The following is a 22,583-nucleotide window of genomic DNA, read 5'->3' as shown; positions in this document are numbered from 1 at the left end:
GATCAGGGATTGGCAGCCGGTGGGAAGGCATGATGGTGTGCAAGAAGTGTTGTGATGAATGCCGGGACGAGGAGGATAAGAATGGCTGGGGCGAAGCCGCCAACGCCACTCTGCTGCAGGATCAACCCGCCGACGATACCGCCACCGGCGATTGCCAGGTTCCAGGCGGTGACCAGCATGGATTGAGCAACATCGGCAGCATCGCCTGCGGTGTTCGAAAGAGCGGTCTGAAACAGCGTGGCGGTTCCGCCAAAAGCGAGGCCCCAGACCGCGATTGCACCGTAGACAACCGCCGGGTTCTCACCCCATAGCCCAAGCGCCAGCGCTGCAAGCCCGAACAAAGCGATGCTGGCGAGCGACAGGCTTCGCAGTTGGCGGTCAATCAGGACACCGACGATCCAGATGGCTGCCAGTGCTGTCGTGCCGAAGACCAGAAGCACAAGATCGGTCCGCGCTGCCATGCCGGCCTCGACCAAGAACGGGGCGATATAGGTGTACAGGATGTTGTGAGCGAGGACGAAGGCAATGGTGACGAACAGGACCGGGCGCACGCCGGGCAGAGTAAACACCGTGCTGAGCCCGCGGCGACGCTCCATAGGCTGGCCTTCGAAGTCCGGCACCTTCGCGATAACCCAAACAACCAGTACCAGAGTCAAGCCGCTGATGAGGCCAAAACACGCCCTCCACCCGAGGAGGGTGCCCAGAAAAGTACCGGCCGGAATGCCAAGCGACAGCGCGAGCGGCGTGCCCACCATGGCCACCGCGATAGCCCGTCCCTTTAGTGCCTCGGGCACCATGCGTGCCGCATAGCCTGCGAGCAACGCCCAGAGCAACCCGGCCGAAACGCCGGCACAAAATCGTGCGACCATCGTCAGCAGATAGCTAGAGGAGACGGCTGTAACTGTATTGGCGATTGCGAAACCGGCGATGGCAGCGAGGAGTAACCGCCGCCGTCGTATGCCTTGCGTCGCCGCCGTCAGCGGGATCGCGGCGATGAGCGATCCAATCGCGTAGATCGTCACCATCTGGCCCACCAGTGCGTCCGACACGGCAAGGCCCGCGCCGATCTGCGGCAGCAAAGCTGCGGGCAACGCCTCGGTCAGAATGGTGATGAAGCCGGCCATGGCGAGTGCGAGCAGGCCCGAGAGCGGCAGACGACGAGGTTGGGGCGGGTCGACGGGGGACGCGGCGAATAAGTGCATGTTTGTCATGCCCTGACCATAAGCCGGTCGCCGCGATTGGAGAATTATGCTAGAGTTCTCATCATATCGGACATAAATGTCCGCAATAGGGACCAGTGGATGGAACATCTCGGCGCATTGAATGCCTTCGTTCAAACGGCAGATTGCGGTAGTTTTGCGGGTGCAGCCGCGAGGCTTGGCGTTTCTGGCTCGGCCATCGGCAAGGCGGTCGCGCGGCTGGAAGAGCGGCTTGCCGTTCGCCTCTTCCATCGCTCGACGCGCTCGTTGACGCTGACTGCGGAAGGAGCTCTGTTCCTCGATCGCTGCCGCCGGATATTCAGCGAGATCGAGGCCGCTGAACTGGAGCTGTCGCAAATCCGTCAGGCGCCGCGCGGACGTCTTCGTGTCAGCCTGCCACTAATCGGCATGCTGATGATGCCCGCAGTCATGGCCTTCATGCGCGCCTATCCCGAGATCGAGCTTGACCTCGACTTCACCGACCGGCTGGTGGATGTGATCGACGAAGGTTTCGATGCCGTGGTCCGCACCGGCGAAGCCCGGGACTCGCGATTGATGATGCGTCGGGCAGGGGCATTCTCGCACCGGATCGTCGGATCGCCCGATTATCTCGCGGCGCGTGGCGTGCCTTCGACGCCCGACGATCTGCTCGGTCACGCCTGCCATCATCACAAATATCCGTCCACCGGCAAGCTGGAGCGCTGGCCGATGGTGTCGGACGGCGCGGCCCTTGAACTTGTTCTTCCCGTGACATCGGTAGCAAGCACGCTCGAGCCGCAGATCTGCCTGACCGAGGGGGGCTTCGGGCTTGCATGCCTGCCGCAATTCGCGATCCGGGAGCAGCTCCGGCGAGGTACGCTGGTCAGCGTGCTTGAGGACTATATGCAAGAGGTCGGTGCCTTCCACATCCTCTGGCCGGCAAACCGGCATCCCTCGCCGAAGGTGTCCGCCTTCGTCTCCTTTATGGCTGAAAACCTTCTGCGTGAGCAACATAGGTGATTTGTCATTCGCGCGTTCGCACCAAACCTCGTGGCCTTAGGCCTCACTGGCGGCAACTGACGTTCGCTTGAAAGGATCAGGAGATCGTCCGCGCCTACGTGGCCAGCGCAAAGGCCAAGGGGCGCGACGACATTTCCGCCCATTCCGAAAGCCGCTCGCCAGCACTCGGTCAGCCGCCTGAGGCATGGCGTTCAGCGGTCGATTCGAGGGGGGGGTCGATCTTTTCGATCACCGATGCGCTTGCATACGGCATGATCGAACGTCAATGGGGTCGCATCATCATCATCATCATCATCATCATCGGTTCATCGGGCATCGAGCGACCCATTGCCGGTTTCGCCCTGTCGAAAGCGGTTCGCGCCGCGGTCGCCGGGTGGTCGAAAACGCTGTCGACGCAGCGCGCGCCTCACTGGGTCACGGTCAACATGATCCTGCCTGGCCGGAGTGACACCGACCGCGTTCGCGTGCTGGATGATATCAGGGCTAGAAACATCGCCCTTGAGCTAGCTGCCGTGCAGGAAGCGTCGCGAACGGACATCCCCCGGGAGAGAACGAGTTCAATCATGGTCGGTCAAATATGCGTAGCTCGGGCTTGATCTCAAACTGGTAAGAACACCGATACCATGGTCAGCAACAAAAAATTCGAATCTTCCCGGTTCAAGACTAAGGGGGACATAACCGGTGTCGTTTCGTTGACTGCGGGTCGACCACTTTGGCCCAGAGTCCGTAAAGCGCTGCGACGAATTTACTACTGTGGTCGCTGGAAAAAAAAACGGCGCTGGTACTAAGCCGCTTAAGTCGATTGACCATGTCTGTGCAAGCGTCGGGGTTTGAAACCAACATGGTGACGGGCATTAATCCGAACGGATGTAGTTCTTCGAAAAACCACGTACCTCCCCGATGAGTAATAAAGTGACCGAAATGCCGAGGGTCCAACCACCTCGACCCGTTGCGTCCCCGCAGGTGCGCGGGAAAGATATGAATCAGCTCAAGGAATGCGCCTAAGGACGGTACCCGATGGCAGGTCGGCCACGTCCACTGCGCCGTTCTGCAGGGCCAAGGAAACATCGTCGGTGAAATCGTTTGTGAGCGCTTCGATGAGTCACCTTTGGACTGATGCCGTATCTTGGTCATGGTAGCGACCGCGAATAAAGAGGACCTCTTCGTTAAGGTTGTGCTCCAGCAACTCGGCGCTAACACGAGCAATTCATCGGGAACGTGCCGTGATGCTTCGGAGACGATTTCCAGCCCACGGTTGACGGCAAGCTTGTTCAAAGTCCGCTAATGTCTTACCGGTCGTGTGGCTCTGAATGCCTTCAATTTCTTCCAGCATTTCCGCCAGAACAAGCCCAACTTTTCGCTCTACCATCAAAATACTCGAACAGCCGATTGTTCGTTGTCGCGGCGAAGCATGGGATGGCGGCTATTGCGAGTGGTCACATCGACCTCTATGGCCAGCTTTTCTTCAAGGAACTGCCTAATCCCAAGTAGCTCCAGAAGCGAGAACTTTTTGGAAGGGTCTTAATCAATGAAAACGTCTAAATCGCTGGAAGAGCCGGCTCCATCCCGGGCTGTTGATCCAAATAGATAAGGGCGCGTCGCGCCAATGCCTTTTATGGCGCGAGCGGGCTTCTTTAAGCTTCGGATGGCAACGATTCGGTCCATGACCCAATTTTATATCAACCTCCGAAAACCATCTACATGCTTTACCTATTACAGACCGGGCGACATGATTGGGCCAAAGAGAGCTGCTGCGCAGCCTGCCCGGTCTGATCCTGGAGTGAATTTAGTCCATCCCGTCTTTCTCAGCCCGGTTCACGATATGGGTAAAGCGGCGGTGGATACCGATTTCCATGGCCAGCATTCGGCCGACGATGCGTTGATAACTGTCGATGTCAGTGGTTTCCACCGTCAGGAAATAATAGACGCCACCGCCACTGACTAGCAGGACACAATTTCCGCTTTGGCGCTGACAGCGCTCTAGAAGCGTTTGAAATCCACCGGCGATGGCTGGCCAGTGTTACGTTCATCAGCACCCAAACGGGCAGTTGTTCAGCCCTTGATAAGCGGGCGTGAAAACCAGTGACCACACCTTGTGCCTCAATCCGTTTCAATCGCGCCCAAGCCGGGGTGGTCGACAAACCAACGGCTACGCCGGCGTCTGTTTGGTCAGGCGTCCGTGGAGCTTCATTGCCTCGATAATGCGCAGGCCTATTACATCCAGTTTCAGTTCTTCCTCCATGGGCCGCCGCAGACAGTTGCAACATGATGTAAGCGGGGTGGCTCGAATATGTTTCCATGATGCATATCGAAACATGCTTGACTATGATTTTTACATATGAAATGTTTTTTGCATCAACATAAAACAAAAGGGCGAACTTATGTCACTGTCGAAACCGGCCTTGCGTGCATTATTTGCATCTGTGGCCCTGACTCTTCCCGGATTGGCTGTAGCCAATACGCTGAACGTGCAGATTACCGCTGATATCAGAAGCTCCCAACCGGGCATAAACCGCGATGCTGGCACGGATTCCGTCATGCTCAACGTGGTTGAAGGGCTGGTTGCTGCAGGTGAAAAGGGTGAAGTTCGCCCGATGCTGGCTAAGGAATGGACGGTATCCGACGATGGAAAAACCTATACATTTACGCTGCGTGACGGCGTGAAATTCCACAATGGCGAGACGATGACCGCTTACGATGTGCAGTGGAGCCTCGAGAAGCTCATTCGTGACCCGGAATTCAGCTGCAAGACATTTTTTGATGGGAGTCGCGACGCAAAGGTCCAGACAATCGTGGCGAAGGAAAACACGGTTATTGTTACGCTTGATCGTCCCGATGCGATGTTCCTGAACTACATGGCGCAGGCGCAGTGTGGATCCACCGGTATCGTGCACCGTGCCTCGTTCGGAGATGACGGCAAGTGGAAGGCGCCAGTCGCCACCGGTCCGTTTGAGTTCGGCGAATGGAAACGCGGGCAAGGACTGACACTGAAGAAATTCGCTGACTATTCTATGTCAGGAGAGCAGCCCGACGGTTACGGCGGACGCAAGGAAGTTCTTGTTGATGAGGTGAAATATGTTGTTGTGCCGGACACCGCAACGGCGGTGGCCGGTCTCAAAAGTGGCGCTCTTGATGTGCTGCCCTACCTGCCGCCGGGTGAGGCCGCAAAGTTGAAGGACGAAAAGGACTTCAACATTGTTGCGGCTCCTCACGGTGGCCTCGTGACCATGCTGTTCCAGACCGCCGATCCGTTGATGTCGAAGGTTGCAATGCGTCAGGCTGTCATTGCCGCGCTGGATACACCGCAGATCGTTGATTCCGTAACCTACGGGCTGGGTGTTCCCAACAATTCGCTCGTTGCGTCCGGCTCGCTTTATCATACGGCGGCACATGACAAGGGTTACAGTTATGACCCTGATGCCGTGAAGGCACTGCTGGCCAAGGCCGGTTACAAAGGCGAGAAGATCAACATTCTCACCAACCGTCGCTCGGCCATCAACTATGATACCGCAATCATCGCGCAGGCCATGTTGCAGTCTGCCGGTATCAATGCGGAAATCGAAGTTCTTGAATGGGCAAGCCAACTCGACCGCTTCAATAGCGGTAAATACCAGATCATGGCATTCAATTATTCCAACCGCACCGAGCCGGCGCTCGCCTATCAGACGGTTGTCGGTTCGAAAGCCAAGAAGGCCAATGCTGTCTGGGATGATGCTGATGTTAGCAAACTCGTCAATCAGGCGCTGCAGGAAACCGATCAGGCAAAACGTCAGGCGATCTTTGATGACCTGCATACCCGTTTTCTGGAGCAGGCACCTTTGGTCATGCTCGCCAACGGTCTCGATGTCGGCGTGTCCGGCCCGAAGGTAAAGGGATATCGCACCTGGCAGGGCTTCGCCCGCTTCTGGGGTGTTGAGAAAACCCGGTGAGAATGACTGGCGGATACTGACCATGCTGAAATTCGCCCTGAGCCGATTATTGTCGGCAGTCCCCACCCTGTTCATCGTCTCGGTGGCGGTGTTTGGCCTCATCCGCCTGATACCCGGCGACCCGGCCAGTCTGATGCTCGGCGATCTCGCCGATGCGGATGCGCTGGCCGCCGCCCGCAGGTCGATGGGATTGGATAAACCCGTGCCACTGCAATTTGTCATCTGGCTTGGCAATGCCGTGCAAGGTGACCTCGGCCACTCTGTGCTGAATGGCCAGCCGGTGCTTGATCTTGTGTTGCAGCGTTTTTCGACCAGTGCGTGGATGGTGCTGATTGCAGTTGGTCTTTCCGTTCTTATTGCCGTGCCACTCGGCATGGCGGCGGCATGGAAACAGAATGGGGGACTTGATCTTGCTATTGTTGCTATGTCCACTTTGCTGCTTTCAATCCCGACCTTCTGGTTGGGATTGATGATCCTGCTCGGCTTCGGCCTCAAACTCGGCTGGTTACCGGTACTGGGTTATGTTTCGGTCACTGACGACCCGATTGCCGGATTGATCTACCTGATCATGCCAGTGGCAACTCTGGTGCTACATGAAGTAGGCATTATCGTTCGTATGGCCCGTGCCTCGACGCTTGATGTGCTGCGGCTGGATTACATTACTCATGCCCGCGCCAAGGGGTTGGGTGAGGCGGCGGTGCTTCTGCGCCATGCGGCACGTAATGCTTTTGGCCCAACCTGGACGCTTATTGGCTTGGTTCTTGGCAACCTTCTTGGCGGTGTTGCCGTGGTGGAAACCGTGTTCACCATTCCAGGCCTCGGTAGACTGATAGTCGATTCCATTTACGCTCGTGATTACGCCGTCGTGCAGGGTTGCTTGCTGTTTGTGGCCGTCACTTACCTGCTCGTCAATCTGCTGGTTGACCTGCTCTATCCCCTGTTCGATCCGAGAGTGACTGCAGAATGAAACGCCATCAACGAAACCGTATCCTCGGCGGCGCCCTTCTCGCCTGTTTTCTCGGGGCGGCGCTTGCCGGACGCATCTGGACACCTTTCGATCCGATGCGCATCGATCTGCGCTCCAAGCTGCAGGCACCAAACGCTACTCACTGGCTTGGCACCGATGAATTCGGTCGCGACGTGTTGTCCCGGCTAATGACAGCAGCAGGAACCAGTGTCTCTATTAGCCTCGTGACGGTGTGCATTGCAGTTCTCGCCGGCGTGTCGTTTGGTGTTCTGGCGGGTTACGCTCGTGGCTGGACGGACCGCGTCATCATGGCATTGAACGATGCGCTACTGGCTTTTCCCAGCATGTTGCTGGCGCTGGCATTGCTGTCGATTACCGGTGCCAATATGTACGGCATCATTCTGGCGCTCGGCATTGCCTATACGCCCTCCATGGTGCGGGTGGTGCGCGGTTCGGTGCTGTCACTGCGTGAACGGGAATTTATAGAAGCGTCCCGCATCATGGGCAATTCGGCTGTCTATACCATGTTCCGCCACATAGTGCCGAACTGCCTTGGTCCGGTAATCGTGCTGGCAACCTCCATGTTCGGATCGGTCCTGCTGACTGAGAGTGCACTCAGCTTCCTTGGTCTTGGTGTGCCTCCGCCAGCGCCGACCTGGGGCAACATGCTGGCCAGTGGCCGTCCGCACATCGCCGAAGCTGTCTGGCTCGGCATCTTCCCGGGTCTCTGCATCTCCCTGTCACTACTTGGCATAAATCTGTTCGGAGATGCGATCCGCGATCGTTTCGACCCCCGCATGCGAGGATTGTAAGCAATGAAACAGCCTCTTATTCAGGTCGAAAATCTTAGCCTTTCCGTAAACGGTATTGATGACCACGGTATCGTAAGCGATGTTTCGTTCAGCGTTGGTGCGGGTGAAATCGTCGGTATTGTCGGCGAAAGCGGTTCGGGAAAAACCATGGTGGCACGTAGTCTCATGGGTCTCCAGCCACCCGCTATCTCCATCTCGGGCGGCGATATCCGTTTTGAAGGCCGCTCTGTACCATCAATGAAAGGTAAGGAAATCCGCGCATTGCGTGGCTCCCGGCTGGGCATGGTGTTTCAGGAACCAATGACCTCGCTCAATCCGTCGATGACCATTGGCAAGCAGCTTGAAGAGCCACTGAAACTTCACACACGGCTGGACGCCGCTGCACGGCGCGCCAAAATTCTTGAAATTTTGCGGCGGGTCGGCATTCACGATCCCGAAGGTGCGTTGCTGGCATTCCCGCATCATTTTTCAGGCGGCATGCGCCAACGCATGATGCTGGCATCTGCCATGCTGCTGCGACCATCCCTGCTGATTGCGGACGAGCCGACGACAGCGCTTGACGCGCTGGTACAGCGCGAGGTGCTGGAACTGATGCTCGAGATGGTGCGGAGTGAAAACACGGCACTGTTGATGATCAGCCACGACCTGCCCATGGTGGCGCGCTACTGCGACCGCGTCATCGTCATGCGGCAGGGGGAAATTGTCGAGCAGGGTCCGGTTGCGGACATCATTTCCAATCCACGCCATTACTACACACGCGAATTGCTGCAATCCATGCCGATGCGTGGGCCGTTGAGAGACATTGATCCGCAATCAAAGCCCGTCATGGAAGTGCGCGGCATTGAGGTCACATACAGTGCCCGTGCAGGTTTTATGGCGCCGCGAAAGACCAAAAAGGCTTTGCATGGTGTCGACCTTGTCGTGCGGCCGGGTGAAATCGTGGCGCTGGTCGGTGCCTCCGGTTCCGGCAAGACAACACTTGGCCGTTGTATTGCCGGGCTGGTGCCTGCCTCTGCCGGCCGCATTTTCTTCGCCGACGAAGAGGTGAAGCCGGATTCGCCCGTGTGGCGCAACTACCGTCTCAATTGCCAGATGATCTTCCAGGACCCGTTCGGCTCGCTCGATCCGCGCATGAAAACATGCGATATCGTGGCGGAAGCCTTGCGTCACGACACCAAATCGACGCGGGAAGAAAAGCTGTACCGCACCCGCACCATTCTGGAAGAAGTGGGGCTCGACGGGCGTTATTCTGACCGGTTCCCGCACGAGCTTTCCGGCGGCCAGCGTCAGCGCGTGGCAATTGCGCGTGCCATTGTCGGACGGCCGCAGTTCGTGATCGCTGATGAGGCGGTGTCGGCACTTGACGTTACTGTGCGTGCCAGAGTGCTGGAACTGCTGGCTGATCTTCAAAAACGATATGGTTTTTCGTGCCTGTTTATCAGCCATGACCTCGGTGTGGTCGAACAGCTCGCCGACCGGGTGGTGGTGATGCGTGATGGCGCTATCGTTGAGCAAGGCAATCGCGACGACATTTTTGATGCTCCGCAGTCGGAATATACTCGGGCCTTGCTGTCGGCCATTCCAACACTAACCCGCACCGAAACCGGCGTTTCGCTGAACTGGCGTTTCGCAGAAACGGAAAAACAGCAGGCGGACGCATTGCAATGAAATTGACAGCAGTAACTACGGATCTGCCAGGGGCAACACCCGCCTCGCGGGGCACAGACCCAGCGATAATCCTCGCCATGCTAGACGAGATCGAACGTCACGATCTCGAACTGCATAGCCTTCTCGTCTGGCAGGATGGTGCACTGATCACCAGCGCTTACTGGGCACCTTATTCACTTGCCCGCCCGCATATGATGCATTCCGTGACCAAAAGTTTTACCTCCATGGCTGTTGGTTTGGCCGTGTCGGATGGTCTGCTGTCGATCGATGATGCGGTGCTGCAATTTTTCCCTGACTATGCAGGACCGGTCGACGATAACCTGCGGGCCATGAAGGTACGGCATCTGCTGACCATGACCAGCGGTCATGGCCGCGGCATTTCTGGAGGCTCCTGGCGGCGGGTGCTTTCAAGCTGGGTGGAGGATTTCCTGCGCCAGCCCACACCCCACAATCCTGGAGAAGTTTTTGTCTACGACAGTGCTGCAAGCTACATGCTGTCAGCCATCGTGCAGCAGGTCACGGGACGGATGATCGCGGATTATCTCTCTGAGCGGATATTCCAGCCGATGGGCATGTCTACGAATATGACATGGGACACAGGCACTGACGGCGTCAACACCGGCGGCAATGGCCTCAGTTGCACCAGTGAGGACATGCTGAAGCTGGGCATACTGCACTTGCAGGGCGGTGAATGGCAGGGCCGACAGCTTCTGCCCCGGCAATGGGTGCAGGCCGCAACCGGCATGCAGATCCGGGACGTGGTACTCGGTGTTTTCACAGGAGACCACTATCTCGGCCCGGACGAAGTCGGAGATGGTCAAAAGGTTAGCCGGCGTGAAGGCTACGGATATCAATGGTGGCGTGGCCCCCATAACAGTTTTTCCGCCAATGGCCTGTTTGGCCAATATTGTATCGTCCTGCCGGAAGAAAATGCCGTCTTAGCATTTACCGGCGGGTTGGAAGACAGTGATCGCCGTGTCCATCAGCTTATTTATGACGTGCTGCGTCCAGCACTCGGCAAAGGCGGTGGCACCCCTGAGAGCGCCGAGAAACTGGACGCACGTCTGGCTGGATTGCGGCTAAAAAATTTTGCAGACATGGCGTTTTCGGCGGAAAAAGTGCCGTGCGGCACATGGATGGTCGAACCCAACGATCAAGCTATCGAAAGCATCGCTCTTGCCGCCAACAATAACGAACTGAGTGTCACTCTTCGCGATGCGGATGGTGAACATCAAGTACGGGCAGGATGCGGTTTTTACATTGAAACTGTTACCACAATACCCGGCGCAAGGCTGCACCATTCCTACCAGCCAGTCGGCGGATTGAGGGTCTTGGCCTCGGCCCGGCTTCTTGAAAATGACGGTGCCGACACGGTTCTGGAAATGGATTGGATATTCGTTGAAACGGCGTTTCGCGATACCGTTCGCTTACGCTTTACAGACGGCTCGATGATCCTTTCGAGGCGGGTAAATGTCAATTCATCCGAGCTTGAATTTCCTGACATCAAGGGGCAACTGCTGGAGCAGCATGCAAGGGAGAAACAGCATGGTTGACAATGAACCGGTTGCGATTTCTCACATGACGCATGAGACATTTGCGCAGCGTATGAAACGCCCCGCAGTCATTCTCATTCCGCTTGCTTCGCAGGAAGAGCAGGGGCCGCACGCGCCGATGGGTGATTTCATGCTGACCGAACGGCTAGCGGAAATGAGCGCCCGGGCGGGGGACGGGCTGACAGCGCCTGTGCTGCCGTTTGGCCATGCTGAATTTTTCCGGGCGATAGCCGGTGGAATTCAATTGCGTGCTGCGACGTTCACCGCTGTGCTTGAGGATATCCTGACCTCCTTCCTTGATCACGGTTATGAACAGCTGCTGATTTTCAATGGTCACACAACGAATGCACCGCTGATCGATCAGGTTTGCCGCAAGTTGCGCCGTGAAAAAGGGGTGCTGATACCGGCACTGAACATTTGGCAGAGCTTGCCGGATGGCCTGTGGAAGACACTTTATGGTGATGACGCCGCGCGCGCGCGCGGTCACGGCGGTGAACCGATGACTTCGGTCTATATGCATCTTTTTCCCGAACTGGTTCGAACAGAGGCGATGCGCGATCCCGCGCCGCGTGGCAGCGTGTTCGGTCTGCCCGTTGGTGGTGTCTCTGCCACTCGTTTCGAGGGAATACCGGTCCAGATACCGCTTGACTGCACCGAGGTCGATCCGGCCGGTATGCTCGGTGGTCGGGCCTCATTGGCAAGTGCTGAAAATGGTCAGGTGATTTGTGGCCATATAGTTGGCCATACTGCGCGGTTGATGCGCCATCTCGCCGGTTTCGATCCACGAAATGCCGTACAGCCTTTTGAGGCATCTGTCGCACGGCCGTCGCAAGGAGAAAGCCATGACTGAATTACGTATCGGTGCAATGCCGGTTACGCCTCCCCAGGTGGTTATCGAGGCGTTGCAGCAGATTGAAACGGCCAGTGTCGGGCATCTGCGTCATACCGGTTTCATGACCGGTTCTATTCAAGCGGTCTTGCCGCAGCAACAGGCCCGTGCCGGTGTTGCCGTCACGCTCGCCATTCCCGCCATGTGCTCGACGCTGTTGCATTACGCGCTAAGCGAGGTGCGCCCCGGCGACATGCTGGTAATTGATCGGTTGGGTGACAGCCGCCATGCCTGCCTTGGCGGTGCGGTTGCACGGGCTGCGCGCATGGCAGGTGTTGCCGGTGTCATCATTGACGGGCCGTGTACCGATGTCGCGGAAATCATCGCCGAAGGGCTGCCCGTCTGGTGCCGCGGTGTTTCGTCTGTCACCACCCGCCAGCTTGATCTTGGTGGCACATTCAATCGACCGATCGCCTGTGGTGGTGTGCCGGTTTTGCCGGGCGATATCGTATTGGCGGATGCTTCCGGCGTGGTGGTGCTGCCCGCGGATGAGGCGGCAGACATAGCTGATATCTGCATAGCCCGTGAGACACGTGTTGCCCGCACCATGCAGCGGTTGCTCGATGGCGAAAAGCTCGGTGACATCACCCGCGCGGTGGACAAGGTGAACGCGCGCCTCAAGCCAGGCGCAACGGAAGGAACACAAAAATGACCCCGCTCTATGGCCAGTTGCAAGATATAACGCTGGAGGGCGTACTTTCGGTGATTGCACCCCGCACGCCTCTGGCTCCGATGGTGTTTGACAGCCCCCATAGCGGTCTGGACATGCCTAGGGGATTCCACCCTGCTGTTTCCGCAGAGCGAGTGAGAGTAGCCGCAGACACCCATATCGATGATCTGTTTTCGTCGGCATGTGATGTCGGTGCGCCGTTACTGAGCGCGCGTTTTCCCCGCAGTTTTCTCGATGTGAACCGGTCCTTGCTCGATATGGACACCCAGCTTGTGGACGGTGATTGGCCTCATCCAGTGCGTGAAAGCGCAACGGCGAAACGCGGCATGGGGTTGATGTGGCGTTACGCCTGGGGCGATGAGCCAATGTATGCGGCACCCATGAGTGTGGCGGAAGCTGAGACGCGGATCGTCACCTACTGGCAGCCCTACCATGAACATTTGGCTGGCCTGCTGAATGCCGTCTACAGCCGGTTTGGCCGTGTTTATCACATCAACTGCCATTCGATGACCGCCGTTGGCCATGCGATTTCGTCTGATCCGGCGGGAACGGTGCGGGCAGATATTTGCCTTGGCGATTTGCACGGCGGGTCAGCCTCCAGCGAATTTATAGCGCTGATCACCGAAACTCTTGAAGCGCAGGGGCTGGTCGTTGCGCTCAACAAGCCTTTTCGTGGGGCGGAACTGGTTACAGCCTATTCGAATCCGGCCCTTCAACGCCACAGTGTGCAGTTTGAAATTAACCGCAAGCTCTACATGGACGAGGCAACTCGCGAGCGTAACGATGGTTACGAGGCATTAAAGGGCGTGCTTGCCCGTATGAACCGCGTGCTGGCTGATTACGCCAGCCAGCAACCACCGAAAAAACTTTAAAGGGAATTGTCTCATGTTCGTCCAGCAAAAGGCCGTGCCACTCAATTTTTATCGCCGTGGCCGCACACCGATCTTTGCTTCGCGCATGGATCAGCGCTTTTCGTGGTGCTGCTATATTCCCGAAGGATATGATCCGGCCGGTGAAACCGTGCATCCGCTTGCCGTCCTTGTTCATGGCAGCCTGCGCGACGCTGATATCCTGCGCGACGAATTCATCGACTTTGCCGAACAGCATCAATGCGTCCTGCTGGCACCGCTTTTCCCGGCGGGTATTGATGATGCTGATGATCTGCACAATTACAAACACATGATCTATCACGGTATTCGTTACGATCTTGTTCTGCTGGACATGATTGATGAGCTGGCGACGCGTTACCGTGTCGAGAAGGAAAAGGTGTTGATGCACGGCTTTTCCGGTGGTGCGCAATTTGCCCATCGTTTTTTCTATCTTCACCCGCGCCGACTTCGTGCCGTTTCGGTGGGTGCACCCGGCACCGTCACGCTTCCCGATGATCGCGCCAATTGGTGGGTCGGTTTGAACGGCATGGAAGAGATATTCGGCCAGCCCATTGATATCGACGCGATGCGTCAGGTGGCCGTGCAGCTGGTGATCGGTGACGCGGATGTCGAAACCTGGGATGTCACCGTCGGGCCAAAATCACCCTTCTGGATGGAGGGCATAAATGATAGCGGTGAAACCCGCGTTGAGCGTTTGCGCGCCTTGGAAAAGGGCCTGAAGGCGGTTGGTGTCGAACCGCGTTTCGATAGGGTTGCCGGCATCAGCCATAATGGCACCGGTATTCAGCCGCCCGTCAAGGCATTCTTCTCGGCAGTTCTCGAAGGCTGAGAAACTATCGGCTTGGCCGGAGACTACGACGTCGATCAGTCTTCGGGCCGAACAGATGTGGCGACCCATCGCGCCACATTTTTTGTGCCCTCGGGTTCACCAATCGTGACGCAGCGTGTGTTGACCGCAAACTCGGGTCTGTCAACGGTTACAGTGGCGTGTTGCGTGCCGATCGTTGCGCAGAAATGAACTTGGTCGGCGTTGGAAATGCCGCTCTCCGTCTTATGAAGTGTCACCGCCCCTGTTGTGCCGCGCTGTCCTGCCCATTCCAGCAGCGCGATTTCCGCCGTCTGTGCAGGCGCGTCGTAGGAGGGGTTGCCGCGATAGGCGGGAAGGTAGGGACTGCCCTGTTCAAGGCAGGTGAGAAAATCGCCAACCTGCGATGGCTCTAGTCGGCTATAGCGGGCTCTGTGCGGCAAAACGACAAGTGAGGCTGCAAAACGGCATCCGCCGAGATGGGTGGATTGCAGGATACGGAAGCGACTTGGATTTGCTGCCTGTCGCAGGGCCTTCCATGTCGCAAAGCCGTAACGGGCGCAGCAAGGGTCCTGCTTGCCATCGGTGCAGCACACGATGGTCATGCGTGGGTCATGTGTACCGTCAAGCACGCCTCCACCGGCAATATGCAGCAGCAGCCGTTCGGCTTCCGCAGGTGTCACATGGTCTCTGACAATACCCTGATGCGTGAACCCAACGTCGTCGCCATCCACCAACGCAACGTGAATGCCCGCCGCATTTGCAGCCAAAATTGCCTGCCCGAGCCCTTCTGGCATATTGTGCGATTTGATCCGTGGCACACGCCATTCACCGCGCGGCCAGTGCAGCAGCACATAGCTTTTTGACGATGGGCCAAGTCCCGACGCCGGTTCGCCGCGCTCAGTACACAGGTCACGACAAAAGATACGTGCAGCCATCTGCGATCAATCCCCGAGGCGGGCAGGGTGCGCCTCGCCACTGACGGAAGAACGGCTGAGATGGCGGAAGAGGATGGCCGAAGCCAGCTTTCGGTCATCGCTTTTGATGGCTTCGAGGATTGCCAGGTGGTCTCGCGCCGCCTTGCGTACGCCCGCTTCACTCAGTTCAGCAAATTCCGCATATTCCGTCATGCGCCGCAGGCTGTTTTGGCGGTGGATCGCCTGTTCGAGAAAGCGGTTGTTTGCCCAGGAAACCACGGTTTCGTGGAAGCGGGCATTTGCCTCAAACCAGGCCGATCCTTCAATCGATGCCAATGGGGCGTTAAGCAAAGCCGTCTGTTCACTTTCCAGCGCCAGCAGCATCTCCATGTCCACCCGGAATGTATCTTCCATTACGGCGCCGCATTCGATGATGGCGCGGAAGGCGTAACTTTCATTGACCGCCTGACGGTTGTCTAGGCATTCGGCAAAACGCCAGCCGTGCCCGTCACGCCGTTCTGCAAGTCCTTCAGCAGACAGGCGCATGAGCGTGCGGCGCACGACGCCGCGTGACGTGCCGAAGTGTTCCAGCAATTCTGTTTCGGACGCTTCGCTGCCGATCAGACCGTTTGCTCTCGCATGCATAATCTGCCGGTACAGCACATCCATCCCAGATGGGGGCACAACTTCTTCAAAGCGATCATCGCCGGTTGGCACTCGCACCAACACAAAACCACGATTATCGGTTTGCGCTAGAAGACCCTTTTCAGAAAGGAATTGCAGTACCTGTCGAACTGGCGTACGCGAGATGCCGAATTCGCGGGCGAGAGCCGCATCCGAGATCTTCCCACCGATTGGCCACTTACCCGCACGGACAATTGGTATCAGTTTTCGAACAACTTCAATCTGTAAAGGACTAAGAGCGCCGTTCGCAACACTCTTTGAGCCTAGGATGCCACTTCTCATAGCCACTTATTACACGCCCAATCTATAAAATGATTTATGCGTCATCATAATACAAATCGACTGTCAATCTGAAGCGAATAATTGGTTGTAAGCCACGTTTCGTCGCCTTTACATTTCGCGAAAGCAGATAGTCGCTTGGAGGGTTAATTCTAATGCCGGACTGGACGCCATATCGACTTGTACATAGATCAGGCAACTGAATGAAATGAGCGCGGTTATGGGGAGATTTTATCACCCTCGTTAGCCGTCAACTACACCCAACTCGAAGTATGGCGTCAACGATGAACGGTAGCCGCAGGAATCGCGTGTTGCGAGCCCCCGCAACCAATATTCCAAAAACCCCTGGCATCAGCCGCGGAGGTTTCGCGGTATGGGCATAAGCACAATGCTCACACAAACGGGTCCTTAATTCGCCACAACGACGGGCCTCAGTCAGCAGCCAGATATTCAACCGAGCGAAATTCTTGACTGCGCAAGTGCGCCAGGTCTTCATCCAGTTGGCTAAGTCGCATCATATGTGCGGTGATCTGTAATGAGATGATGTGCCGGTCGTCTATAGAGAAACGTTCCCACCTCTTGAGATTGTCGATGACCTCAATGAGGTCGAGACGTTCTTGTTCAAGTTTCTCCAAATTCCAGATCATCGCAGCCGGCCTCCCGATTTGACTTGCGTGAAACGTAGCATGGCCGGATCGGTTCAAACCGATAAGATTTAGCGTAAATTTTATCTAAATCGCAAGTTGCTCCAAGCTGCGGTTGGCGTGCTTGAGCAAATCCAGGGGATCCGTCAGCTAGCCACCGCGCTTGGTCGCGAATAGTGTCGTCGTCGAACGCATGGAACAGGCTTGTACCGATCCAATGCCTCCAGGGAACACCCGCATCATCCGCGGAAACTTGCCGCGCGGCAACGGGAGCTCGAGGTGCGGCTGAAAGTGCTGCTTGGCACATGGGTTCTCAACCAACTGCAAAAAAGCCGGCGGATGGAATGGATGCTCAGATGCTGCTCCACTTACTGCGGTGTAAGCTGACGCAGATGGCGCTGTGTGATGCCGATCGTGCACTGCTTGGGGATTTGCTCAAAGGGGAAATCGTGGGTGAGGCTGGCTGATCGTTTGCTGGAGGGAGAAGGACCGTGTCCGGTCGCGTCCGGGTTCTGGTCGGCATGTTCAGTCATTGTGGTGGCATTGCAACTGGCCAACAGGTGGCCCGTACTTGCCCACCCCTGTTTGTCGCTTCCCGCCTTCGGAAAAGGGACAAGAAAAAAGCCCGGCACAATGGCCGGGCTTTTGCTGTTGCTGTCCGGGTGAATCAGAATTTTACGCCGAGGCCGACGCGTATTGCATGCTGGTCGACATCTGCATTGATTGCAGCGCCGCCGAAATCGAAATCCTTGTCGCCGAAATCGGTGTAACGATACTCAACGCGTCCGAACACCATGTCGGTAAACGCGTAGTCGAGACCAACGCCGACGGTGTAGCCGTTGAACGTTTCCTTCACGTCGGCAATGCCCGGAACTTCCGCGTAGCCGCGAGCATAGGCCCAGCCTGCGGTACCATAGACCAGGGCACGGTCAAATGCGTAGCCGACCCGGCCACGAACCGAACCCTGCCAGTCAAACCCGTAGTCAAAGCCCGTGCCAAGGATAGTGGCTGAATCATCGCCCCAGTTCTTTTCGAAGTCTGCTTCGAGGCCAACGACCCAGCTGTTGCCAAGGTCGTAGTTGAAGCCGACGAAACCACCGGCAAGAGCACCGTCGAAGTCTGCGGACGTTTGGCCGGGAAGGCCGACGATCGAAGCGTCATTGTTGTTCCAGCCGTAGCCGGCCTGGACACCGGCGGTAAACCCGGTCCAGCTGAACAGCGGCGCAACGTCTGCTGCCGGGGCTGCAGGAACTTCTGATACGGCATCGGCCGCCATTGCAGTCGATGCCGCAAGCACGAATGCGATAGTCGATACGATTTTCTTCATAGTCTCTGAACTCCCTTATATGAGAGATCATTCATATGCTTTTTTCCAGAAATATGATGTAACCTTTGTGCAACGCCCGCGACCTCAGCAGCTGTCTGCATAAATTGAGGCTGTCCGGCTTCAGCGTCTCGTGCAATCACACTCTTTCGGCTCATTTTTCTGGCGCTGGCGGGCCACAGATACCTTCGACCGGTGAAGGCCGTCAGCCGAGCTGGCGCTCAATTGCGGCCTTGTCGATGACCGACCAGACCCTGCGGATTTTTGTCTGTTCGAGCTCGTAGAAAACATGCTCGCAGAACTGAACGCGTCGGCCATTGACCGGAAGGCCCATGAAGGTGGATTTGGGAGTGCAATCGAACGAAAGCCGGGCGCCGATCCGGGGCACGTCGCTGACAAGGATCTCTGCCTGAAACCGAAGGTCTGGAATATCAGCAAAGTCCCTGACCAGCATGTCGCGATAGCCCGACAGGCCTAACGCCCGGCCGTTGTGTTCAACAGTATCGTCGACGAAAGTGCCGAGCTCATCGAAGGCCTGACGGTTGAGGCAGTCGAGATAAGCCAGGTAAATGACGTTAAGTGTATGCATGTGTTTGTCCCCTGTCGACGTGGCGAATGACGTCCTTGGCCCCTGGCTTTCTGGATCATGACGGTGCGGGTCAAGCTGTGATGAGATCGCACCTGCCATCATCCAGTCGGTACAACACATCCTGCGGAACGGGAAGTTCGAGCATCTCCAGCTTCGAAAGTCCGAGAAAAACACCCCGAAGAATCCGCCCGAACAGGCCATGGGAAATGGCGATCGTCGGATGCCGGAGATCCGAGATCCATGACGTCGCGCGCTTGCAGGCGTCATCAAAACTTTCGCCATCCGGTGCCCTGAAATACCAGTCGAATGCGTTGGATCCTTCAAGGCGCCCAGGAAATTCGGCATCAATCTCAAATCGCGTCATCCCGTCCCAGGATCCGGTGGTGACCTCAACGAGCCTGTCATCTTCGAGATACTGGAGCGTAACCTCGGCCAGGACCCGTTCTGCTGTCTGTCGCACGCGCCCGAGCGGACTGATTTGCATCCGGAAAGACTGCTCATCGTCGCAGAGAGCGTCACGGAGCAGGCGTGCGACTTGATCTGCCTGTTCGATACCGCGCGCGGTCAGCGGCGAATCCTGTTGGCCCTGAAACCGGCCAAGACAGTTCCAGACTGTTTCGCCGTGGCGCAGGAGATAGATTGTTGGGACAGCCACGCTTGCTTCACCTCTATGTTCGTAATCGATTGCCATCGCTCGTGGCATCAATACGGAAACGTGCCGATTGCAGCGCATTGATGACCGCGTGCAAGGCCTGATCCCTGTCCTTGCCCGACAACGATAGTAGGTTGTGCTCGAAAGCCCCGAGATTGGCGAACTGGGCATGAAGATCGGCCACGACCAGCGGATCGTGGAGGCTGACGCCGCCGCGAGTCTGACAGCGTTCGATTGCTTCTGTTACTGTCGTGCGCAGCACGATGTAGTGCAGCGGGCATGCAAGCGCCAGGAAGGCCGGGAGCCAGTCCGGTCGCACGACGCCGTCAAGGATGACGAAGTAACCCTCACTGGCGTAACGACCGGCAACATCGGCGGCGATCTGCATGATCATGCGGTTCTGCTGATGGGATTGCGGTAGCCATGGATCGATGCGGCCATGCTTGATATAACCCCATAGGTCATCGCTGTGAAAATGCACTTTTGGAACCCCGGGCAAGTGCGCCAGCGTTTCGGCGATTGTGGATTTGCCGGAGCCGGGGTGGCCGGACAGAAGCAGGATATGGCCGCCGAGATCGTCTGTCATGTTCCGTCACTAACCACTGGTATACATGAACCCGCCGATACGACGGTCATTGGCCCAAGTAGCCACCCTGTCATTCTACGTCCTGGCCGATAGGCGGGTGAAGAGCTGCCGCCTGAGCTGTCCTATCTGGCAAAGCTTACCACGAGATAGGCGGACGCCAGAAGCAGGGTGACGATTGTGAAGAATATCAGACCTGCCGCCAGTTCATCGAACCGGCCGTCGCGTTCATTGCGGTCCCAGTCGTAAGCCATAGCCAACCTCCATCGTTGCTGTGAGAGGAAGGTGGTCCGGTATGGTTAATGGAATGCTAATAGTCGAAGGCTGAATGTTGCCGGTATGATTTGGTGGCTGGGCCCTGGTGACTGATTTCATCGCGAGATTGGTTGAAACAAAGGTACAGAAGTAATACCATTGGTTTCGACGGTATTACGGGAGTTTGACATGACAACAACGGTAACGGCCAAAGGGCAGGTCACCATTCCAAAAGCTGTACGCGAGCTTTTGGGGATTTCACCAGGAAGCTCGGTCGATTTTGTTCGAGCCCCCGATGGAAGGATAGTTCTCGTCAGGGCGGACAAGAAACAGCCACTCACGCGTTTCGCCAAGCTGCGCGGCCATGCCGGTGAAGGTCTGGGTACCGACGCGATTCTGGCTCTGACCCGTGGTGACGAGTGACGCTTGTCGATACAAATGTCCTGCTTGATCTCGTGACGGACGACCGGGTTTGGGCCGACTGGTCGATTGAGCAGCTCGAGCTGGCGAGCGTTTCGGGTCCGCTGTTTATCAATGACGTCGTCTACGCGGAACTATCTATTCGATATGAGCGGATAGAGGCTCTTGATGCTTTTGTCGATCAGGCGGGGTTGAAGTTCACCCCTTTCCCTCGCGCTGCGTTATTTTTGGCGGGTAAGGCCTTTGCCAGATATCGACGCGGCGGCGGTACCCGTACCGGTGTTTTGCCTGACTTTTTCATCGGAGCCCACGCGGCAATACAAAACCTTCCCTTGTTGACGCGAGATGTGGCTCGTTACCGATCATATTTTCCCACGGTCACTCTGATTTCACCTGGAGCTTAGGCCTGCGCCGCTCTGATCCGGCACCGGTTTCGGGGTCGGTATGGCTCTGATGGGCCGCCCAGGCGATAGCTACAAGGGCTTTCAACTGGATGGCTTAACAATGCTGATGTCGGTTTTGCTATCGAGGACGATATGCAGGTCGCGGATCATGCCTGCCGCGAGCAGCAGAGCGTTTCGGATCTCTTCATCGCTGCGCCACCCGAGCTCGATGGAGAGGGTAACGGTTTGGATCTCGAGGAGGCGGTCACGACCGGGGCCGGGTGGAATTCCGATTGTTTCGCGCATGTCCCGGATCGTTGTAACGGCCCGTTCGAGCACACGCCGCTTCTGATAGTCGTCGAGGTGATCGAGCCTGTTGGCGTCGCGGACAAGTTCGGCAATGAAACTGTTGGTCAGGGTCATTGTGTGATGTTGCCGGGTCGGCTGAAGGGCGTCAACACAAGACCGGCAGCGTGGGCTTCAGCTTGCGGTTTTAGGTGTTGCTGTGATCACGGTGCATCAGGGCAGAACCTGCGGAGAAATGGATTGTGCGACTATGAAGTTTATATATTGCCGATAAATATCATATATTTATGTAATAACCCGCATGTAAAAAGTGAAGACTATGGTAAGTACTGTTTCAGCAATTTGTCGAACAATCGTGATGAAACATAGTCTTCTCAAACGAAGAAAAAGGCCCTTGCTCCTGGCGGGGGCAATCCCTCACATTCCCGATCAGGATGATTTGGTGCGATCAAGTGAAAAACTTACCGATCGGGAAGTGAAGCGTCGATTTTTTGTGAAAACTTCCTGTACGGTAAGTCAAGAGATGGAGGTTGACGATGTTCAGGTCCGCATGCGATTTCGGAGCTGCTATCAGGGAGAAACGCAAATCTCTTGGCTGGACGCAAACCATGCTTGCAGCCCGTTCCGGAACGGGTGAACGCTTCATCGTCGAGCTTGAATCGGGGAAGCCGAGTTGCCAGCTCGAAAAAGCCCTGATCGTCGCGCGCACCGTCGGCATCGAGATCGGCGATCTCAACACGGTCCAGACTGTGCAAGCCGCGCCGGACGATGACCTCGGCTTTTTGCCGATATTTGGTGTTGATCGATGACAACTATTTACTATCAGACCTTGCCTGTCGCCCATCTCACTTTTGATGGCGAATGGACGTTGGACTACGATCCGGGCTGGGAAGCACGCCGCACGGCTTTTCCGGTGTCGCTCACCATGCCGCTGCGCTCCGGGTCCGTGAGTGCCGCGAAGCTGCTGCCCTGGCTGCCAATCTGCTTCCGGAAACACATCTTGCCGAGATCGGCCAGCGCCTCAAGGTTTCTCCGCAGGACATTGTCGGTCTGCTTGGTTATATCGGACGTGACACGGCGGGGGCGCTCTCGATCGGCGAACCGCGGAAAGCGGGTGTCAACCTTTAGCCCGTGCCGGATGAGCAGGCTCTGGAGCCTATTCTCGA

At 56.8% G+C, this 22,583-nt stretch carries 26 protein-coding genes and 1 pseudogene; 16 read left to right on the top strand and 11 right to left on the bottom strand.

The genetic code is table 11. The features are described from left to right. Nucleotides 1-2: 2 nt before the first annotated feature. Nucleotides 3-1,211, bottom strand: a complete 1,209-nt coding sequence (locus tag ACQZ6D_RS27425) for an MFS transporter (RefSeq protein ID WP_111800613.1) — start codon at nucleotides 1,209-1,211, stop codon at nucleotides 3-5. A 90-nt stretch (nucleotides 1,212-1,301) separates the two neighbouring features. On the opposite strand from ACQZ6D_RS27425, the gene ACQZ6D_RS27420 reads away from it, so the two are divergent. Together ACQZ6D_RS27420 and ACQZ6D_RS27415 are read left to right on the top strand one after the other, a co-directional pair. Next, complete coding sequence (locus tag ACQZ6D_RS27420) at nucleotides 1,302-2,198, top strand: LysR family transcriptional regulator (RefSeq protein ID WP_111800612.1); 897 nt, start codon at nucleotides 1,302-1,304, stop codon at nucleotides 2,196-2,198. Between the two features lie 98 nt (nucleotides 2,199-2,296). Further along, nucleotides 2,297-2,794: an SDR family NAD(P)-dependent oxidoreductase gene (locus tag ACQZ6D_RS27415; RefSeq protein ID WP_448730436.1), complete on the top strand. Its 498-nt coding sequence runs from the start codon at nucleotides 2,297-2,299 to the stop codon at nucleotides 2,792-2,794. 925 nt (nucleotides 2,795-3,719) lie between these two features. Here the strand turns inward: ACQZ6D_RS27415 and ACQZ6D_RS27410 are convergent. Continuing rightward, the gene (locus ACQZ6D_RS27410) at nucleotides 3,720-3,863 is read right to left on the bottom strand and encodes a nucleotidyltransferase domain-containing protein (protein ID WP_322919991.1); all 144 of its coding nucleotides are present in this window, start codon (nucleotides 3,861-3,863) and stop codon (nucleotides 3,720-3,722) included. Here ACQZ6D_RS27410 and ACQZ6D_RS27405 point away from each other — a divergent pair. From ACQZ6D_RS27405 to ACQZ6D_RS27360, 10 genes are all read left to right on the top strand, one after another. Continuing rightward, entirely contained in the window at nucleotides 3,862-4,143 is a 282-nt protein-coding gene (locus ACQZ6D_RS27405) for a hypothetical protein (protein WP_162633774.1), read from the top strand. The genes ACQZ6D_RS27410 and ACQZ6D_RS27405 overlap by 2 nt on opposite strands. Before the next feature lie 499 nt (nucleotides 4,144-4,642). Continuing rightward, nucleotides 4,643-6,127, top strand: coding sequence for an ABC transporter substrate-binding protein (locus tag ACQZ6D_RS27400; RefSeq protein WP_322919989.1), 1,485 nt, complete (start codon nucleotides 4,643-4,645; stop codon nucleotides 6,125-6,127). Nucleotides 6,128-6,149: 22 nt separating this feature from the next. Continuing rightward, a complete protein-coding gene (locus tag ACQZ6D_RS27395) occupies nucleotides 6,150-7,094 on the top strand; it encodes an ABC transporter permease (protein ID WP_111796705.1) in 945 nt (314 codons plus the stop codon). After that, on the top strand, nucleotides 7,091-7,906 hold the full coding sequence (locus tag ACQZ6D_RS27390) for an ABC transporter permease (RefSeq protein ID WP_038495639.1): 816 nt from the start codon (nucleotides 7,091-7,093) through the stop codon (nucleotides 7,904-7,906). Before ACQZ6D_RS27395 ends, ACQZ6D_RS27390 begins: the two co-directional genes overlap by 4 nt. Nucleotides 7,907-7,909: 3 nt before the next feature. Beyond that, nucleotides 7,910-9,574 carry a dipeptide ABC transporter ATP-binding protein gene (locus ACQZ6D_RS27385; RefSeq protein ID WP_111802312.1) on the top strand — a complete coding sequence of 555 codons (1,665 nt, stop codon included), beginning with the start codon at nucleotides 7,910-7,912 and terminating at the stop codon, nucleotides 9,572-9,574. Nucleotides 9,575-9,651: 77 nt separating this feature from the next. Continuing rightward, nucleotides 9,652-11,127, top strand: a complete 1,476-nt coding sequence (locus ACQZ6D_RS27380) for a serine hydrolase domain-containing protein (RefSeq protein WP_236772756.1) — start codon at nucleotides 9,652-9,654, stop codon at nucleotides 11,125-11,127. Then, the gene (locus ACQZ6D_RS27375) at nucleotides 11,120-11,977 is read left to right on the top strand and encodes a creatininase family protein (RefSeq protein ID WP_112496998.1); all 858 of its coding nucleotides are present in this window, start codon (nucleotides 11,120-11,122) and stop codon (nucleotides 11,975-11,977) included. The genes ACQZ6D_RS27380 and ACQZ6D_RS27375 overlap by 8 nt, the downstream gene beginning before the upstream one ends. Then, entirely contained in the window at nucleotides 11,970-12,668 is a 699-nt protein-coding gene (locus ACQZ6D_RS27370) for an RraA family protein (protein ID WP_111802315.1), read from the top strand. The genes ACQZ6D_RS27375 and ACQZ6D_RS27370 overlap by 8 nt, the downstream gene beginning before the upstream one ends. After that, nucleotides 12,665-13,558, top strand: a complete 894-nt coding sequence (locus ACQZ6D_RS27365) for an N-formylglutamate amidohydrolase (protein ID WP_111796708.1) — start codon at nucleotides 12,665-12,667, stop codon at nucleotides 13,556-13,558. Before ACQZ6D_RS27370 ends, ACQZ6D_RS27365 begins: the two co-directional genes overlap by 4 nt. A gap of 13 nt (nucleotides 13,559-13,571) precedes the next feature. Further along, nucleotides 13,572-14,405, top strand: a complete 834-nt coding sequence (locus ACQZ6D_RS27360; RefSeq protein WP_003518948.1) for an alpha/beta hydrolase family protein — start codon at nucleotides 13,572-13,574, stop codon at nucleotides 14,403-14,405. A 35-nt stretch (nucleotides 14,406-14,440) separates the two neighbouring features. Here ACQZ6D_RS27360 and ACQZ6D_RS27355 read toward each other — a convergent pair whose 3' ends face one another. The 8 genes from ACQZ6D_RS27355 to ACQZ6D_RS27320 form a co-directional block, all read right to left on the bottom strand. After that, complete coding sequence (locus tag ACQZ6D_RS27355; protein WP_153793910.1) at nucleotides 14,441-15,319, bottom strand: sucrase ferredoxin; 879 nt, start codon at nucleotides 15,317-15,319, stop codon at nucleotides 14,441-14,443. A 6-nt stretch (nucleotides 15,320-15,325) separates the two neighbouring features. Continuing rightward, a complete protein-coding gene (locus ACQZ6D_RS27350; RefSeq protein WP_111796710.1) occupies nucleotides 15,326-16,264 on the bottom strand; it encodes a GntR family transcriptional regulator in 939 nt (312 codons plus the stop codon). A gap of 428 nt (nucleotides 16,265-16,692) precedes the next feature. Continuing rightward, on the bottom strand, nucleotides 16,693-16,908 hold the full coding sequence (locus tag ACQZ6D_RS27345; RefSeq protein ID WP_065659437.1) for a hypothetical protein: 216 nt from the start codon (nucleotides 16,906-16,908) through the stop codon (nucleotides 16,693-16,695). 664 nt (nucleotides 16,909-17,572) lie between these two features. Beyond that, a complete protein-coding gene (locus ACQZ6D_RS27340; RefSeq protein WP_013762458.1) occupies nucleotides 17,573-18,232 on the bottom strand; it encodes an outer membrane protein in 660 nt (219 codons plus the stop codon). Between the two features lie 202 nt (nucleotides 18,233-18,434). Continuing rightward, a complete protein-coding gene (locus ACQZ6D_RS27335) occupies nucleotides 18,435-18,818 on the bottom strand; it encodes an ester cyclase (RefSeq protein ID WP_111802317.1) in 384 nt (127 codons plus the stop codon). 70 nt (nucleotides 18,819-18,888) lie between these two features. Then, nucleotides 18,889-19,509 carry a histidine phosphatase family protein gene (locus tag ACQZ6D_RS27330; RefSeq protein WP_112493370.1) on the bottom strand — a complete coding sequence of 207 codons (621 nt, stop codon included), beginning with the start codon at nucleotides 19,507-19,509 and terminating at the stop codon, nucleotides 18,889-18,891. Beyond that, nucleotides 19,487-20,056: an AAA family ATPase gene (locus ACQZ6D_RS27325; RefSeq protein WP_111802319.1), complete on the bottom strand. Its 570-nt coding sequence runs from the start codon at nucleotides 20,054-20,056 to the stop codon at nucleotides 19,487-19,489. The genes ACQZ6D_RS27330 and ACQZ6D_RS27325 overlap by 23 nt, the downstream gene beginning before the upstream one ends. A gap of 122 nt (nucleotides 20,057-20,178) precedes the next feature. Then, nucleotides 20,179-20,307, bottom strand: coding sequence for a hypothetical protein (locus ACQZ6D_RS27320; protein WP_263634972.1), 129 nt, complete (start codon nucleotides 20,305-20,307; stop codon nucleotides 20,179-20,181). 190 nt (nucleotides 20,308-20,497) lie between these two features. On the opposite strand from ACQZ6D_RS27320, the gene ACQZ6D_RS27315 reads away from it, so the two are divergent. After that, nucleotides 20,498-20,731, top strand: a complete 234-nt coding sequence (locus ACQZ6D_RS27315; RefSeq protein ID WP_162633773.1) for an AbrB/MazE/SpoVT family DNA-binding domain-containing protein — start codon at nucleotides 20,498-20,500, stop codon at nucleotides 20,729-20,731. Then, nucleotides 20,728-21,132 carry a type II toxin-antitoxin system VapC family toxin gene (locus ACQZ6D_RS27310; protein ID WP_111796716.1) on the top strand — a complete coding sequence of 135 codons (405 nt, stop codon included), beginning with the start codon at nucleotides 20,728-20,730 and terminating at the stop codon, nucleotides 21,130-21,132. The genes ACQZ6D_RS27315 and ACQZ6D_RS27310 overlap by 4 nt, the downstream gene beginning before the upstream one ends. 81 nt (nucleotides 21,133-21,213) lie before the next feature. Here ACQZ6D_RS27310 and ACQZ6D_RS27305 read toward each other — a convergent pair whose 3' ends face one another. Next, nucleotides 21,214-21,534, bottom strand: a complete 321-nt coding sequence (locus ACQZ6D_RS27305) for a hypothetical protein (RefSeq protein ID WP_111802320.1) — start codon at nucleotides 21,532-21,534, stop codon at nucleotides 21,214-21,216. Between the two features lie 419 nt (nucleotides 21,535-21,953). Between ACQZ6D_RS27305 and ACQZ6D_RS27300 the strand changes: the two genes are divergently transcribed. Together ACQZ6D_RS27300 and ACQZ6D_RS27295 are read left to right on the top strand one after the other, a co-directional pair. Beyond that, nucleotides 21,954-22,226, top strand: coding sequence for a helix-turn-helix domain-containing protein (locus ACQZ6D_RS27300; protein ID WP_111800608.1), 273 nt, complete (start codon nucleotides 21,954-21,956; stop codon nucleotides 22,224-22,226). Then, nucleotides 22,223-22,545 (top strand): annotated as a pseudogene (locus ACQZ6D_RS27295) (HipA N-terminal domain-containing protein). Before ACQZ6D_RS27300 ends, ACQZ6D_RS27295 begins: the two are co-directional and overlap by 4 nt. Nucleotides 22,546-22,583: the final 38 nt, after the last annotated feature.

This window comes from Agrobacterium sp. 22-3639C2 (assembly GCF_053522105.1).
The sequence above is the reverse complement of the archived record's forward strand: the minus strand, read 5'-3'. Positions and strand labels throughout refer to the sequence as shown.

Excerpts from the sequence above, each read along its gene's own strand:
- ACQZ6D_RS27425 (WP_111800613.1), bottom strand. The coding sequence starts at position 1,211 with ATGACAAACATGCACTTATTCGCCGCGTCCCCCGTCGACCCGCCCCAA.
- ACQZ6D_RS27420 (WP_111800612.1), top strand. The coding sequence starts at position 1,302 with ATGGAACATCTCGGCGCATTGAATGCCTTCGTTCAAACGGCAGATTGC.
- ACQZ6D_RS27405 (WP_162633774.1), top strand. The coding sequence starts at position 3,862 with ATGACCCAATTTTATATCAACCTCCGAAAACCATCTACATGCTTTACC.
- ACQZ6D_RS27410 (WP_322919991.1), bottom strand. The coding sequence starts at position 3,863 with ATGGACCGAATCGTTGCCATCCGAAGCTTAAAGAAGCCCGCTCGCGCC.
- ACQZ6D_RS27395 (WP_111796705.1), top strand. The coding sequence starts at position 6,150 with ATGCTGAAATTCGCCCTGAGCCGATTATTGTCGGCAGTCCCCACCCTG.
- ACQZ6D_RS27390 (WP_038495639.1), top strand. The coding sequence starts at position 7,091 with ATGAAACGCCATCAACGAAACCGTATCCTCGGCGGCGCCCTTCTCGCC.
- ACQZ6D_RS27385 (WP_111802312.1), top strand. The coding sequence starts at position 7,910 with ATGAAACAGCCTCTTATTCAGGTCGAAAATCTTAGCCTTTCCGTAAAC.
- ACQZ6D_RS27380 (WP_236772756.1), top strand. The coding sequence starts at position 9,652 with ATGCTAGACGAGATCGAACGTCACGATCTCGAACTGCATAGCCTTCTC.
- ACQZ6D_RS27375 (WP_112496998.1), top strand. The coding sequence starts at position 11,120 with ATGGTTGACAATGAACCGGTTGCGATTTCTCACATGACGCATGAGACA.
- ACQZ6D_RS27370 (WP_111802315.1), top strand. The coding sequence starts at position 11,970 with ATGACTGAATTACGTATCGGTGCAATGCCGGTTACGCCTCCCCAGGTG.
- ACQZ6D_RS27365 (WP_111796708.1), top strand. The coding sequence starts at position 12,665 with ATGACCCCGCTCTATGGCCAGTTGCAAGATATAACGCTGGAGGGCGTA.
- ACQZ6D_RS27360 (WP_003518948.1), top strand. The coding sequence starts at position 13,572 with ATGTTCGTCCAGCAAAAGGCCGTGCCACTCAATTTTTATCGCCGTGGC.
- ACQZ6D_RS27355 (WP_153793910.1), bottom strand. The coding sequence starts at position 15,319 with ATGGCTGCACGTATCTTTTGTCGTGACCTGTGTACTGAGCGCGGCGAA.
- ACQZ6D_RS27350 (WP_111796710.1), bottom strand. The coding sequence starts at position 16,264 with ATGAGAAGTGGCATCCTAGGCTCAAAGAGTGTTGCGAACGGCGCTCTT.
- ACQZ6D_RS27345 (WP_065659437.1), bottom strand. The coding sequence starts at position 16,908 with ATGATCTGGAATTTGGAGAAACTTGAACAAGAACGTCTCGACCTCATT.
- ACQZ6D_RS27340 (WP_013762458.1), bottom strand. The coding sequence starts at position 18,232 with ATGAAGAAAATCGTATCGACTATCGCATTCGTGCTTGCGGCATCGACT.
- ACQZ6D_RS27335 (WP_111802317.1), bottom strand. The coding sequence starts at position 18,818 with ATGCATACACTTAACGTCATTTACCTGGCTTATCTCGACTGCCTCAAC.
- ACQZ6D_RS27330 (WP_112493370.1), bottom strand. The coding sequence starts at position 19,509 with ATGGCAATCGATTACGAACATAGAGGTGAAGCAAGCGTGGCTGTCCCA.
- ACQZ6D_RS27325 (WP_111802319.1), bottom strand. The coding sequence starts at position 20,056 with ATGACAGACGATCTCGGCGGCCATATCCTGCTTCTGTCCGGCCACCCC.
- ACQZ6D_RS27320 (WP_263634972.1), bottom strand. The coding sequence starts at position 20,307 with ATGGCTTACGACTGGGACCGCAATGAACGCGACGGCCGGTTCGATGAA.
- ACQZ6D_RS27315 (WP_162633773.1), top strand. The coding sequence starts at position 20,498 with ATGACAACAACGGTAACGGCCAAAGGGCAGGTCACCATTCCAAAAGCT.
- ACQZ6D_RS27305 (WP_111802320.1), bottom strand. The coding sequence starts at position 21,534 with ATGACCCTGACCAACAGTTTCATTGCCGAACTTGTCCGCGACGCCAAC.
- ACQZ6D_RS27300 (WP_111800608.1), top strand. The coding sequence starts at position 21,954 with ATGTTCAGGTCCGCATGCGATTTCGGAGCTGCTATCAGGGAGAAACGC.